This is a genomic window from Cellulosimicrobium cellulans (genome assembly GCF_006539945.1).
In the GTDB taxonomy this organism is placed as follows: Bacteria; Actinomycetota; Actinomycetes; order Actinomycetales; family Cellulomonadaceae; genus Cellulosimicrobium; species Cellulosimicrobium cellulans.
On the sequence record NZ_BJNZ01000004.1, the window covers coordinates 1 to 13,514 of the forward strand.

At 74.6% G+C, this 13,514-nt stretch carries 9 protein-coding genes; all 9 read left to right on the forward strand.

Features of this window, described 5'->3' with window-relative positions:
- A partial coding sequence (locus CCE02nite_RS04025) for a fibronectin type III domain-containing protein (protein ID WP_141388440.1) occupies positions 1 to 1,891 on the forward strand: 1,891 nt, incomplete at its 5' end.
- A gap of 51 nt (positions 1,892 to 1,942) precedes the next feature.
- Positions 1,943 to 2,917, forward strand: a complete 975-nt coding sequence (locus CCE02nite_RS04030) for an AAA family ATPase (protein ID WP_170227212.1) — start codon at positions 1,943 to 1,945, stop codon at positions 2,915 to 2,917.
- A gap of 109 nt (positions 2,918 to 3,026) precedes the next feature.
- On the forward strand, positions 3,027 to 4,364 hold the full coding sequence (locus CCE02nite_RS04035; RefSeq protein ID WP_141388441.1) for a DUF58 domain-containing protein: 1,338 nt from the start codon (positions 3,027 to 3,029) through the stop codon (positions 4,362 to 4,364).
- Positions 4,364 to 6,865 (forward strand): transglutaminase-like domain-containing protein, encoded by a 2,502-nt coding sequence (locus CCE02nite_RS04040; protein ID WP_141388442.1) that lies wholly within the window; start codon positions 4,364 to 4,366, stop codon positions 6,863 to 6,865. The genes CCE02nite_RS04035 and CCE02nite_RS04040 overlap by 1 nt, the downstream gene beginning before the upstream one ends.
- Positions 6,862 to 8,484 (forward strand): RDD family protein, encoded by a 1,623-nt coding sequence (locus CCE02nite_RS04045; RefSeq protein ID WP_141388443.1) that lies wholly within the window; start codon positions 6,862 to 6,864, stop codon positions 8,482 to 8,484. The genes CCE02nite_RS04040 and CCE02nite_RS04045 overlap by 4 nt, the downstream gene beginning before the upstream one ends.
- Positions 8,481 to 9,338 (forward strand): PP2C family protein-serine/threonine phosphatase, encoded by an 858-nt coding sequence (locus CCE02nite_RS04050; RefSeq protein ID WP_141388444.1) that lies wholly within the window; start codon positions 8,481 to 8,483, stop codon positions 9,336 to 9,338. The genes CCE02nite_RS04045 and CCE02nite_RS04050 overlap by 4 nt, the downstream gene beginning before the upstream one ends.
- Positions 9,335 to 10,996 carry an FHA domain-containing protein gene (locus CCE02nite_RS04055; RefSeq protein WP_141388445.1) on the forward strand — a complete coding sequence of 554 codons (1,662 nt, stop codon included), beginning with the start codon at positions 9,335 to 9,337 and terminating at the stop codon, positions 10,994 to 10,996. Before CCE02nite_RS04050 ends, CCE02nite_RS04055 begins: the two co-directional genes overlap by 4 nt.
- Complete coding sequence (locus CCE02nite_RS04060; protein ID WP_141388446.1) at positions 10,993 to 12,792, forward strand: serine/threonine-protein kinase; 1,800 nt, start codon at positions 10,993 to 10,995, stop codon at positions 12,790 to 12,792. Before CCE02nite_RS04055 ends, CCE02nite_RS04060 begins: the two co-directional genes overlap by 4 nt.
- Positions 12,789 to 13,490, forward strand: a complete 702-nt coding sequence (locus tag CCE02nite_RS04065) for a hypothetical protein (RefSeq protein ID WP_141388447.1) — start codon at positions 12,789 to 12,791, stop codon at positions 13,488 to 13,490. The genes CCE02nite_RS04060 and CCE02nite_RS04065 overlap by 4 nt, the downstream gene beginning before the upstream one ends.
- Positions 13,491 to 13,514 lie beyond the last annotated feature (24 nt).

The window sequence follows — 13,514 nt, forward strand, 5'->3', positions numbered from 1 at the left end:
GAAGCTCGTCGACGCGGTCGTGGAGACCGGTCAGGGCACACCGAGCGTGGCGGGTGACCAGGTCACCGTGACGCCTCGCGACAACTTCATCGGCGTCATGGTCGTCCGGTACCGGGTGCAGGACGCCACCAAGGATCCCGATCGTGAGGTCGAGGGCCGCATCCAGCTCACGGTGCTCGGCAAGCCGGACGCTCCGGCGACGCCACAGGTCGAGGAGGTCCGGTCGAAGACGGTCGTGCTGTCCTGGGACCCGCCGAACAACAACGGCGCCGAGATCACCGGCTACACCGTGCGCTCCCAGAACGGCTACGAGAAGGCCTGCGGCACCACCACCTGCACCCTCGACGGCCTCACCAACAACGTCGAGTACACCTTCACCGTGTTCGCGACCAACGCCGTCGGCGACGGCCCCGCCTCTCCGGCCTCCGCCGTCGCGCGTCCGGACGAGAAGCCCGACCCGCCCGCCGCGCCCACCCTCGAGTTCGGCGACCAGTCCCTCACCGTCACCTGGACCAACAAGACCTACACCGACCGCTCTGCCATCGAGACCGTCGACCTGGAGATCTCGCCGGCGCCACCGGCCGGGGCCGTCCAGAGGACCGCGCTCACCGGCACGTCCGCGACCTGGGACGGGTTGCAGAACGGCGTGGCGTACAAGGTGCGCGTCCGGGCGAACAACCTCGCCCCGGACCCCTCGGACTGGGGCGAGTACTCGGCGGCGGAGACGCCCGCGGGCAAGCCCGCGGCGCCGGGCAAGCCCGCGGCGCAGCGCACCTCGATCGGCGACACGTCGCAGATGCAGGTCTCGTGGGCGGCGCCGGACGACAACGGTGCGGCGATCACCTCCTACACCGTCGAGGCGGTGCAGGGCGGCTCCGTGGTCAGGACCGCGACCGCTGCCGGAGGCGCCACGTCGGCCACCCTCGGCGTGCCCGCCGACACCACCGGTTACACCTTCCGCGTCAGGGCGCACAACAAGGCCACCGACAAGTTCGGCGACGCGGAGTTCTCGCCGGCGTCCGACCCGGTCCGCGCGTTCGCGACCCCGGGCACGGTGTCCAACCTCAGCGCCGACGCGAACGGGACCAACGGCCAGATCCAGCTCTCGTTCGGCGCGGCGTCGGGCAACGGCGTCCGGGCGGAGGAGATCTCCTACCAGTACGACGCGGGCAGCGGCTGGCAGGCGCTCGGCGGCAACAAGATCGTCGGGGGCCTCTCGAACGGCACGGCGTACTCGATCAAGGTGCGCGCGGTCGCGGACGTCGACGGTGCACGCGAGCCCGGGGCGGCGGCGACCGCCAACCGGGAGTCGCCGTACGGCCCGATCCCGGCGCCGGACGTGACCATGACCGGCGGCGACCAGAGCATCTCCTACCGCTGGTCCACCTCGGACAACGGCCGCGACTACAGCGTCTCGGTCCGCGGCGCGGTGCAGTCCAGCGCGAAGTCGGGCTCGGGGACCCTGAGCGTCGGGTACTCGGCGACGCGCGAGATCTGCGTCACGGTCACGCCCACGGAGGGCGCGGCGAAGGAGACCTGCCGGTCCGCGACGTCCGACAAGAAGCCCGAGCCGGTGTTCACGGTGAGCAAGGGGAGCAACCACAAGCTCCCGGACGGGAACTGGCCCGGCTACTGCTCGCACTCCTCGTGCGCCGAGCTGTACCTGACGATCAAGGACGGGCCGCCGAACACGGCGTTCCGCAGCACCTGCTACGCCGGCGGCAACCGGATCGGCTCGGGCAACTACAGCTACGACGCCCAGGGCCGCGCCCTGCGCACGGACGGCAACGGGAACTACTCCGGCGGACAGCAGTGCGTGTGGGGCGGGCCGGGGACGGCGGTCCGGATCGACACGACCATCGGGAACACGAACTCCATGACCTGGTACTAGCGGCTCGACGACCCCGAGAACGCCTCCAGCACAGCGAACGGAAAGCGACGAATGACCACCATGACCCCCGAGCAGGCCACCTGGTTCGCTCAGACCTTCGACCGCCTCGTCGGCAACGTGGGCCAGGCCGTCCTGGGCAAGGCGCACGTCGTGCGCCTGACGCTGACCTGCATGCTCTCCGAGGGCCACATCCTCCTCGAGGACGCCCCGGGCACCGGCAAGACGTCGCTCGCCCGCGCCCTCGCGGCGAGCGTCCAGGGCACGAACAACCGCATCCAGTTCACGCCGGACCTGCTCCCCTCGGACGTCACCGGCGTGACGATCTACGACCAGAAGACCGGGAAGTTCGAGTTCCACCAGGGCCCGATCTTCGCCTCGATCGTGCTGGCGGACGAGATCAACCGTGCGTCGCCCAAGACGCAGTCCGCTCTGCTCGAGGTCATGGAGGAGGGTCGGGTCACCGTCGACGGCGTCGGCCACGAGGTCGGCCGCCCGTTCATGGTCATCGCGACGCAGAACCCCATCGAGCAGGCCGGGACCTACCGGCTGCCCGAGGCCCAGCTCGACCGCTTCCTCATGAAGGCGTCGATCGGGTACCCGGACCACGCGTCGACCGTGGAGATCCTCTCGGGCGCGTCCGTGCGCGACCGCAGCAAGACGCTCCAGCCGCTCATCACGACGCAGGCCGTCACGGAGATGGCCGAGCTCGCCGCGCGGGTGCACGTCGACGGTGCGGTGCTCGAGTACGTGTCCCGGCTCGCCGAGGAGACGCGCAACGCGCCCGAGGTCCGGGTCGGTGTGTCCGTCCGTGGCGCGCTCGCGCTCGTGCGCTGCGCGAAGGTGTGGGCCGCCGCCCACGGGCGCAACTACGTGCTGCCGGACGACATCAAGGAGCTCGCGCAGCCCGCGTGGGCGCACCGTCTCGTGCTCGACCCGGAGGCCGAGTTCGCCGGCGCGACGAACGAGGCCGTGCTCGGCCGCCTCCTCGCCGACGTCGCGGCGCCGCAGGAGCGGCGCTCCGCCTGACCGGACGCGCGGCGTTCCCCACGCCGCCCGCCCATCCCGCCGTCCGCGCTGCCGTGCGGACCACCGACCGGCGGACCGTCCTCCCCCGTACCGATCGAGAGCACATCGCATGAACGCCTCACACGGCCCCTCGACCGGCCGCCCGAGCGCCCGCTCCGGCCGCCCGCGCGGCAGGACCGGCACGCCACCGGCGTCGTCGGCCCTCGCCGGCCTGCTCCGACCCCTCGCGGCGCCGCTCGCCCGGGTCGCCGCGCCGATCGGTCGCGCGCTGGCGCCGGTGACGCGCGCGGTCGAGCCGGTGACCTCGGCGGTCAGCCCGTTCGGCTGGGCGGCGCTCGTCGTCACCGTCGGGGCGTGGTGGGCCGGGCTGGCCCTCTCGTGGCTCGAGCTTCTGGTGGTGGCGATCCTGCTCACGGTGTCGCTGCTCGCCGCGGTCGCGTTCGTGCTGGGCCGCTTCCGCTACGCCGTCGTGCTCGACCTCGCGCAGCAGCGCGTCACGGTCGGCGACCGCGCGGTGGGTCGGCTCGACGTGCGCAACGACTCGGGGCGGCCGCTGCTCCCGTCGGTCATGGAGCTCCCCGTGGGGCAGGGCATGGCGACGTTCCCCGTCCCGCGCCTGCGTCCCCAGGCGAGCCACGAGGAGATCTTCACGGTGCCGACGCACCGGCGCTCGGTGATCTCCGTGGGACCGGTCCGCTCCGTGCGGGCGGACCCGCTCGGCCTGCTGCGCCGCGAGGTCGTCTGGACCGAGCCCGAGGAGCTCTTCGTCCACCCGCGCGTGAAGAACCTCTCGGGCTCCTCCACCGGGTTCCTCAAGGACCTCGAGGGCCGCGTCACGACGGACATCTCCAACTCGGACGTCTCGTTCCACGCGCTGCGCGACTACGTCCCGGGGGACGACCGCCGGCACATCCACTGGAAGACGACGGCCCGGACCGGGCAGCTCATGGTCCGCCAGTTCGAGGAGACGCGCCGGTCGCACCTCGCCGTGCTCCTGTCGACGCGTGCCGAGGACTACGCGCACGACGACGAGTTCGAGCTCGCCGTGAGCGCGTGCGGGTCGCTCGGGCTGCAGGCGATCAAGGAAGACCGTGGCGTCACGGTCCTCGTCAACGACGGCAACCTGCGCGGCGACCACCGCACCCGCCTGCTCGACGACCTCGCGCGCGTCGAGACGCGCGCGCAGCGCACGTCGCTCGTCGACGTCGCCCGCGTCGCGGGGCTGACGATCAGCGACGCGTCGGTCGTGGCGTTCATCGTCGGCAGCAAGGTGACGCCCACCGAGCTGCGGGCGGCGTCCGCCCGGCTTCCCCAGGACGTCCGCGTCATGGCGATCCAGTGCGTCCCCGGGGCCTCGCTCAGCCGGCACGCGATCGCGGAGCTCGTCGTCCTCACCATCGGCGAGCTCGGTGAGCTCCCCCTCGCCCTGCGGAGGCTGAACGACTGATGAGCGCTCCCAGCACCACGACGCGCGGCTCGCGCCGCGCCACCCCTGTCGGTACGCCCGTCCCGTCCTCCGGCACCTCGCAGCGCAACACGACCCGGCTGCGCGGCGCCGACGCCCCGCGGGCGCTCACGGCCCTCGGCGGGGTCGACGCGCTCGCGCTCGTCCTCGTCCTCGGCGCGGTTGCGGTCGGGTTCGGGCCGGTCTGGGGCTCGACCGGGTACCTCGTCCCGGCCGTCGGCGGCGCCGTCGTCGGGCTCCTGGTCGCCTGGCTCGGGGCCTGGCGCCGATGGTCGGCCGCCACGGTCCTCGTGGTCGCGGTCGTCGCCTACCTGCTCCTCGGCGGCGCGCTCGCGCTGCCGGCCGACGCGATCGGCAGGGTCGTCCCGTCGCTCCAGACGATCACCGACCTGCTCCGCGGCGCCGTCACGGGCTGGAAGGAGTTCGTCACCACGGTCCCGCCGCTGCACTCCTTCCCGGAGCTCGCGGTCGTCCCGTACCTCCTCATGCTCGCCACCGCGCTCCTCGCGGGGACGATCGCGTGGCGTGCGCGCCGCGCCGAATGGGCGCTCGTGCCCGTCGTGGTCGCGTTCGTCGGGGTCATCCTCCTCGGGACCGTCATCGCGGCGTTCCCGGTGGCGCAGGGTCTCGTCGTCGGCGGCGTGGGCCTGCTGTGGGCCGGGTGGCGCGTCACCGCCTCCCGGCTCGGCGCGCACCAGATCACGACCGAGGCGAGCAAGGCCGCGACGCGGCGGCTCTGGTGGCACCGCGTGCGCACCGGCGCCGCGATGCTCGTCGTCGGCGGCGTCGCGGCCGCGTTCGCCGCGCCCGTGCTGCTCCCGGACGAGCCGCGCACCGTGCTGCGCGAGACGGTCGTGCCGCCGCTCGACCTGCACGAGTACGTGAGCCCGCTCACGGCGTTCCGCAAGTACGCCAAGGACATGCGCGAGGACGAGCTGTTCACCGTGCAGGGGCTCCCGGCGGGCGCCAAGGTCCGCCTCGCCGGTCTCGACACCTACAACGGCGTCGTCTACGACGTCTCCAGCGGGTTGCCCGGCTCGGGCGTCTACACGCGCGCGGGCGAGGAGATCGCCACGGTCGCGTCCGGGACGCCGACGCGCGTCGACGTCCAGGTCGGGGACTACACCGGCGTGTGGGTGCCCGACGTCGGCACGCTCGAGGGCATCACCTACACGGGCGACCGCGCGCGCGAGCTCGGCGAGACGACGTACTACAACTCGACGACGGGCACCGCGCTGACGACCGCCGGGCTGCGCCCCGGCGACTCGTACACGCTCGACACGCTCGTCACGGTCGAGCCCACCGAGGACGACCTGCGGGCGGGCGCGATCGACCAGTCGATCGAGGTCCCCACCCCGCCCAAGGACGCGCTGCCCGCGTCCCTCGCGGGCAAGGCCGCCCAGTTCATGGGGGAGGAGACCGAGCCCGTCGACCAGCTCTTCGCGCTCCGCGACGGCCTCGTGGCGAGCGGTGTGTTCTCCAGCGGGCTCGACACCCAGCCGCCCTCGCGGCCGGGTCACTCGGCGGAGCGCATCGACACCCTCCTCGCGGACGAGGAGATGGTGGGCGACGACGAGCAGTTCGCCGTCGCGCTCGCCCTCATGGCCAACCAGGCCGGCATCCCGGCGCGGGTCGTCATGGGCTTCTACCCCGACACGGAGAAGAACCCGCTCGAGCCGGGCGAGCCGTTCACGGCCACCGGGACCGACGTGCACGCCTGGGCGGAGGTGCCCTTCGTCGGCTACGGGTGGGTGCCGGTCACGGCGATCCCCGACGAGGACAACAAGATCCAGCCGGAGCCCAAGAGCCTCCAGGTACCCAAGCCCCCGATCCTCGAGGACCCGGAGCCGCCGGAGGAGCCTGCCGAGGCCGAGGCGGGGAAGGTCGACGACGAGGAGAAGGAGAAGGCCGAGAGCGACGGCTTCGACTGGGGCCAGGCGGCCCTCGTCGCCGTGGCCGTGGTGGTGCCCCTCGCGCTCCTCGCCCTGCCCGTGGTCCTCGTGCTCGCCTACAAGGCACGCCGCCGGGCCCGACGTCGCGCGGCGGCACGTCCGGTCGACCGGGTGAGCGGCGGCTGGCGCGAGGTCCTCGACACCGCGACGGACCTCGGGACGCCCGTCCCCGCGGGCTCCACGCGGCGCGAGGGCGCCGGCCTCCTCACCCAGGCGTACGGCGCGACCGCGACGATCCCGCTCGCGCACCGGGCCGACGCGACCGTCTTCGGCGAGGGTGAGCCGACGGAGCAGGAGATCGACGCCTTCTGGGCGGACGTGGACACGGTCGTCGGGGGGCTACGCTCCTCCGTGAACCGCCGCGCCCGCGTCCGTGCCGCACTCTCGTTGCGGTCCGTGCGCGCGGCCTCCGGTTCCTCGGGTCTGCGTCGGTGGCTGCCCGGCCGCCGCGCCGGCACGAGGGGTGGCGCCGTGCCCCCGGCGACAGGGGCGTCGTCGGAGCCGACGAGACGACAGGGAGACGAGTCATGAGCGACGTGACGTGCGCCGCCTGCGGGTCCGCGCAGTCCTCGGGGTCCGCGTTCTGCGCGGTGTGCGGGCAGCCGTTCCCCCGGACGGGGCGCCCGGTCGCCGTGCCGGCGACGGGCCCGGTCGGCAGCGTCCAGGCCGTCGCCGCGCGCGCAGGGGCGGACCTGCCGTACGCGGGGGCCCCGCACTCGGCACCGGACACCACGACGGAGCCCGAGGTGTACGCGGCGACGCAGAAGGCCTTCGGCCAGCCCGCGCCCGCACCGTCGTCGTCGCTGGCGTCCGCACCGTTCGCCGGACGAGGCCGACGCTTCCTCGCCTACGTGGTCGACGTCGCCGTCCCGGGCCTCGTCGCGCTCGTGGTCGTCGTCGCGGGTCTCGCGATCGTCGGAGCGCCGCTCGGCAGCGTCCAGGTCGTGACGCAGGACGAGGCCGCCGCGCTGATCGGCAAGATGCTCGTCGTCTACGTGGTGGCCGGCGTCCTGGCCCTCGCGTGGTGGGTCGGCGTGTGGTTCTGGGAGGGCTCGACGGGCAAGACGCTCGGCAACCTCCTCACGGGCATCCGCACGGTCGACGCGGGGACGCGCGAGCCGATCGGCTTCGGCCGGGCCGCGCTGCGCTGGATCATCGTCGGCGTCGTGCCGGCGGGCGGGATCCTCGTGGTCCTGCTCAGCCCGGGCTTCGACTCCTCCGGCCGGTCGCAGGGGTGGCACGACAAGGCCGGCCGCTCCCTCGTGCTCGACGTGCGTGGCGTCGCCCCCGCGTCCTCGTCGGCCGGGGGCTACGAGGGGGTCGCCTCGCTCGTGAGCGGCGCGCCCGCGGGCGCCGGGTACGGCCCGGCCGGGGGGTACGCACCGGCGCCTCAGCCCGGGTACGCCCCCGCACCTGCCCAGGCCGGCTACGCGCCGTACCCGACCGCGCCGCTCGGCAGCCAGGGCGCCGCGACCCCCGCCCCGCCGGCCGCCCCGGGCGCGTTCGCCCCGGCGGCGCCGGCGGCGGCCGCACCCGTGCCGGACCCCTGGGCGTTCCCGTCGTCCGCGGCACCCGCAGGCGACGGCCTGATCACCGGCGTCCCCGGCGTCGGGGGAGGCCCGGAGCCCGTCGCCGCCCCTACGCCGCCCGCCCCCGCGGCGCCCGAGCCGTCCACGACGGCGGCTCCGGCGGCGCCCGCCGCGAGGCCCGCAGCCACAGCACCCGCCGCCGCACCCGCGCCCGAGCCCGCCGAGGCGGAGTGGGACAGCACGCGCATGACGGCGCGCGACGTCCGCGCCATGGACCCCGCGCCCGACGTGTCGGTCGTCATCGAGCTCGAGTCGGGGGAGCGCCGCGCCGTCGACCGTCCGACGCTGCTCGGCCGCAACCCGCAGGCGCCCGACGACGGGCCGTGGAACCTCGTCGCGGTGGACGACCCCACGCGGTCCGTGTCCAAGACCCACGCCGAGCTCCGGGCGGACCCGAGCGGCCTGTGGCTCACGGACCGCGGCTCCACCAACGGCACCGTGGTGTCGGTGCCGGGCGCGCCGCCGCGCGTCGCCGAGCCGGGGACCCGCGTGCGCGTCCCCGTCGGCGCGACGATCCACGTGGGCGACCGCCGCATCGTCGTCCACCCCGGTGCCGCATGACGGCCGAGCTGCCGGCCGAGGTCCACCTGGCCTGGGGCGCGGCCTCGCACCGCGGCGCGCGCCGGCTCCTCAACGAGGACCGGTTCCTCGTCTCGCGCTCCGTCTTCTTCGTCGCCGACGGCATGGGCGGCCACGAGGCGGGCGAGGTCGCGAGCGCGACGGCCGTCGAGGCGCTCCGGCCCCTCGCCGACCTCGACGTCGTCACCCCGGACGAGGTCCGCGACCGGATCGCGGTCGCGCAGGAGAACGTGCAGGCCATCGTCACCGAGCCCGGCCGGGGGGCGGGCACCACCGTCACCGGCGTGGTGGTCTCGGAGCAGGACGGGAACCCCTACTGGCTCGTCGTCAACGTGGGCGACTCGCGGACCTACCACCTCGCCGGCGGGCAGCTCGAGCAGGTGAGCGTCGACCACTCGGAGGTCCAGGAGATGGTCGACGCCGGGCTGCTGACGCCCGCGGAGGCGCTCACCCACCCGCGTCGGCACGTCGTGACGCGCGCGCTCGGCTCGCGCAACGCCCCGCAGGTGGACTTCTGGTACCTGCCGATCGAGCGGCACGACCGCGTCCTGGTCTGCTCGGACGGGCTGACGGGCGAGCTCACGGACGAGCGGATCACGGAGGTCCTGCTGTCCACGCCCGACCCGCAGGCCGCCGCCGAGCGGCTGGTCCACGAGGCCATCGCGGCCGGTGGCCGGGATAACATCACAGTCGTCGTCGTCGACGCGACGGGCGTGTCCGACGACACGAGCGGCGGGAGCACGACACCGCGCGACCACGCCGCGGCACCGGGTCCGGTCGTCGACGAGGACACGCTGCCCAGGGATGTTCGTCTCCAGATCGGGGGTCTGACGTGACGCTGCGCTACGTCACGGGAACCGCACGCGCCGTCGTGCGAGGCGGCACGGTCGTCGTGCTGCCGGGTCCGGTGGAGGCCTCGCTCGTCGAGCAGGTCTGGGACCAGCTCGGCACCGACGCAGGGGTCGTCGAGGTCCTCCAGGTCCTCACCGGGGCCTTCGGCTCGAGCCTGCGGACCGTGCCGCCGTTCGTGGTGGCGGTGGTCGCGGACCGTCGCGTCCACGTCGCCGCGCGCGGCCGGGTCACGGTGACGCTCGAGCTCGACGGCGGCGAGCGCGTGCGGGTCGAGGGCGAGGGCGTGACGACCTGGTCCGAGCGTGTCCTGGACGGCGTCGTCGAGCTTCTCGTGCGTTCTGACACCGGTGTCGTCGGCACGCTCGACGAGGCGCCCGTCGGCGAGCCCCTGCTCGGGGGCGCGGCCACGCTGCCGCTCGTCTCCGGCGTGGTCCTCGCGGGCGCCGTCGCGTGGCCCCTCGCCGAGCGTCCCGCCCCGGCTGCCGTCGAGGACCCCCTGGACGACGACGGACCCGCTGTCGACCCCGCGCCGACGGACCGGCCCTCCTGGGGCACGACCGTCGAGCCGTCGATCGTGGAGGCCGCGCCCGCCGTGGTGACCGCGGCGCCGCTCGGCGCGACGATCCGCCTCCCGGAGGAGACCATCGCGCCCGCGCCGGAGTCCGACGCCCCGGTCGCGCCGGTGCTCGCGGACGAGCCCGCGGCGGCGACGCAGGAGCCCGAGGCGCCCGCGTCGCCGGAGGAGGACGCCGACGACGACTACGCCCACCTGTGGGGGTCGACCATCCTGCGGACCGTCGAGGACGCGGCCGTGCGCACGGAGGACGACGAGGAGCACGACGAGCCCGCGCCGTCGAGCCCCGTGACGCCGCCCGTCCCCCCGGCGCCCGTCGCCGAGGAGCCACCCCAGCCGCTGCCCGCCCCGTCCGGTGACGGGCTCATCGCGGGCGTCCCGCGGGAGTGGACGGGTGCGACGCCCGCCGCGGCGCACCGCGCCGCGACCGTCGTCGACCCCGACGGCGAGCCCACCGAGGCCGAGGGCGGGCCCGCCTCCGGGCTCGACCACGACGGCCACACGGTGCACTCGTCCGCCATCGCGGACCTGCGTGCGGCCGCGCAGGACGCCGGAGCCTCCGCTCCGGTGCCGCCTCCGCCGTCGTTCAGCGCTCCGCCCGGGCCCGGCCAGCAGCAGATCCTCGCGCGCACGTGCGCCCAGGGGCACGCGAACCCGCCGTCGCGGGACGCGTGCGCGGTCTGCGGCGGGCCCCTCGAGGGCGACGCCGAGCTCGCGATCCGTCCGCCGCTCGGGAGGGTCCTCGTCTCGACGGGGCAGACCGTCGAGCTCGACCGTCCCGTCGTCGTGGGCCGGCGCCCGCGCACGCCCCGGTCGCAGGCGGCCGACCTGCCCCGTCTGGTGACGGTGCCCAGCCCGCAGCAGGACATCTCGCGCTCGCACCTCGAGATCACGCTCGAGGGGTGGCACGTGCTCGTGAGCGACATGGCGACGACCAACGGGACCACGCTCCTGCGCGCTGGTCAGCCGCCGCGCCGCCTGCACCCGTCGGAGCCGGTCCTGGTCGTCGACGGCGACGTCGCCGACCTCGGTGACGGCGTGACCCTCGTCTTCGAGGGGATCAGGTGAGCACCAAGCGCGCGCCGTCCCCACCGCCGGAGATCAAGGGCTTCGAGTACGTCTCGCTGGTCGGCTCGGGCGGGTTCTCCGACGTCTTCCTCTACCAGCAGCAGCGCCCCCGCCGGCGGGTCGCCGTCAAGGTCCTGCTGCACGAGTGGTCCAGCCACTCGCAGCGGGCGGCGTTCGACGCCGAGGCCGACCTCATGGCGACGCTCTCGACGCACCCGTCGATCGTCACGATGTACGAGGCGGACATCGCCGACGACGGGCGCCCGTATCTCGCCATGGAGTACTGCTCGCGCCCCAACCTGGGCGCGCGGTACCGGACCGAGCGGCTCTCGGTCGCCGAGGCGCTGCGCACCGCGGTCCAGATCGCCGGTGCCGTGGAGACGGCGCACCGCGCGGGGATCCTGCACCGCGACATCAAGCCCGCGAACATCCTCGTGACCGAGTACGGCCACCCGGCGCTCACGGACTTCGGCATCTCCTCGACGGTCGACGACGCCGCCCGGGCCGAGGGCATGTCGATCCCGTGGTCCCCGCCCGAGTCGTTCGCCGAGCCGCCGCGCAGCGGCATCGCGACGGACGTGTGGGCCCTCGCCGCGACGACGTACACGCTGCTCGCGGGCCGGACGCCGTTCGAGGTACCCGGCGGCTCGAACTCGAGCGCCAACCTCATCTCCCGCATCGAGACCTCGCCGCTGCCCCCGACGGGCCGCACCGACGTGCCGGCGTCGCTCGAGCGCGTGCTCGCGACGGCGATGGCGAAGAACCCCGGGTCGCGCTACCCGACGGTCCTCGCGTTCGCCCGCGCGCTCCAGCAGGTGCAGAACGAGCTGTCGTACGCCGTCACCCCGATCGACCTGCTCGACGACACGGGGCACGTGCAGGAGGAGGAGCCGGACGACGACGCCGGGACCCGCCTGCGCCAGGTCGTGTCGATCGACCCGTCGGGGCCCGGGGGGACGTCGTCGGGACCCGTCGCGCCGAGCCGGCCGACCCAGCCCACGACGCCGCTGCGGCCGGGGCCGCAGAGCGGTCCGTGGCCCGGCCAGACCGTCGCGCCCGGAGCAGCCGCCCCGCCGCAGCAGCCCGGACCGCGCGCCCCGCAACAGCCCTACGTGCCCGCGGCCTGGAGCCAGGGCGCGCCCGCGGGCACCACGCCGACGTCCGCCGTCGGCCCGGGCGGCCACGCGCCCGTCGCGGAGCTCACGGACCCCTCCCGGATGTACCCCGGCGCCCGGCGCCCGGGCGCCTGGGGCCAGCCGCCGGTCGAGGACACGGTCCACCGGCCCTCCGGGACGGAGGACGGCGGGCCGGCCGCCGCGCCCACGGAGGAACGGTCCGGTCGTGGCGCGCTGTGGGCCACGCTCGCCGGCGTCGTCGGGGTCGCGGTCGCCGTCGGCGGGTTCTTCCTGCTGCGTCCGGACGCCACCGTGGACGACACGGACACCGGTGGGGGTGGTGAGCAGACGTCCGCCACGGACGACGACTTCGTGCCGTCGGACAACCTCGGCGATCTCGTGCCGCCCGTGAACGACCTGGTCGGCACGTACGACCCGGCGCGCGAGGTCGCGACGTTCACGTGGGCCTACGACTCGGACAAGGCGCAGGAGGGCGACATGTTCGCCTGGAAGAAGCTCGACCCGATCGAGGACTCGCCGTACAAGGACGCGTTCGACGAGACGACCGTCGAGCTGCGGGCCAAGCCGGGGGAGCAGGTCTGCATCGAGGTGATCGTGGACCGTGACGGCAAGTTCTCCGCGGCGCCCCAGAAGGCCTGCGTGACGGGGGAGGCGGCGTGAGCGAGCTCGCGGTCGAGTTCTGCGGGGAGTGGTTCCGCCCGTCCGTGGACGGGGACCCGTTCGACATCGGACGTGACGGCGACCTCGCGATCGAGGACAACCCGTACCTGCACCGCCGCTTCCTGCGCATCTCGCACGAGGGCGGCATCTGGTGGCTCGCCAACGTCGGGACGCTCATCTCCGCGACGGTGTGCGACTCGGGCGGCGGGGTCCAGTCCTGGCTCTCGCCGGGCAACCGCCTTCCGATCGTCTTCCCGACGACGTCGATCGTCTTCACCGCCGGGCCGACGACGTACGAGCTCACCGCACAGCTGCGCGGCGCGCCGTACCAGGAGATCCGCTCGGAGGACACCGAGTCGGGCGGCGCGACGACGATCGGCATGATCACCTTCACCACGAGCCAGAAGCAGCTCATCGTCGCGCTGGCCGAGCCGATGCTGCGCCGCGACGGCACGGGCCTGTCCGAGATCCCGTCGTCGGCCGCGGCCGCGGCCCGGCTGGGCTGGGCGACGACGCGCTTCAACCGCAAGCTCGACAACGTGTGCGACAAGCTCGACCGGATCGGCGTCAAGGGCCTGCGCGGCGGCCCCGGCGCGCTCGCGACGAACCGTCGCGCGCGCCTCGTCGAGTACGCCGTGGCGTCACGCCTCGTGACCTCGGCCGACCTGCCCCTGCTCGACCTCACCGACGACGGCTGACGGCACCGGCCGTGGCGGGCGCGC

Excerpts from the sequence above, each read along its gene's own strand:
- CCE02nite_RS04050 (WP_141388444.1), top strand. The coding sequence starts at position 8,481 with ATGACGGCCGAGCTGCCGGCCGAGGTCCACCTGGCCTGGGGCGCGGCC.
- CCE02nite_RS04040 (WP_141388442.1), top strand. The coding sequence starts at position 4,364 with ATGAGCGCTCCCAGCACCACGACGCGCGGCTCGCGCCGCGCCACCCCT.
- CCE02nite_RS04045 (WP_141388443.1), top strand. The coding sequence starts at position 6,862 with ATGAGCGACGTGACGTGCGCCGCCTGCGGGTCCGCGCAGTCCTCGGGG.
- CCE02nite_RS04035 (WP_141388441.1), top strand. The coding sequence starts at position 3,027 with ATGAACGCCTCACACGGCCCCTCGACCGGCCGCCCGAGCGCCCGCTCC.
- CCE02nite_RS04030 (WP_170227212.1), top strand. The coding sequence starts at position 1,943 with ATGACCACCATGACCCCCGAGCAGGCCACCTGGTTCGCTCAGACCTTC.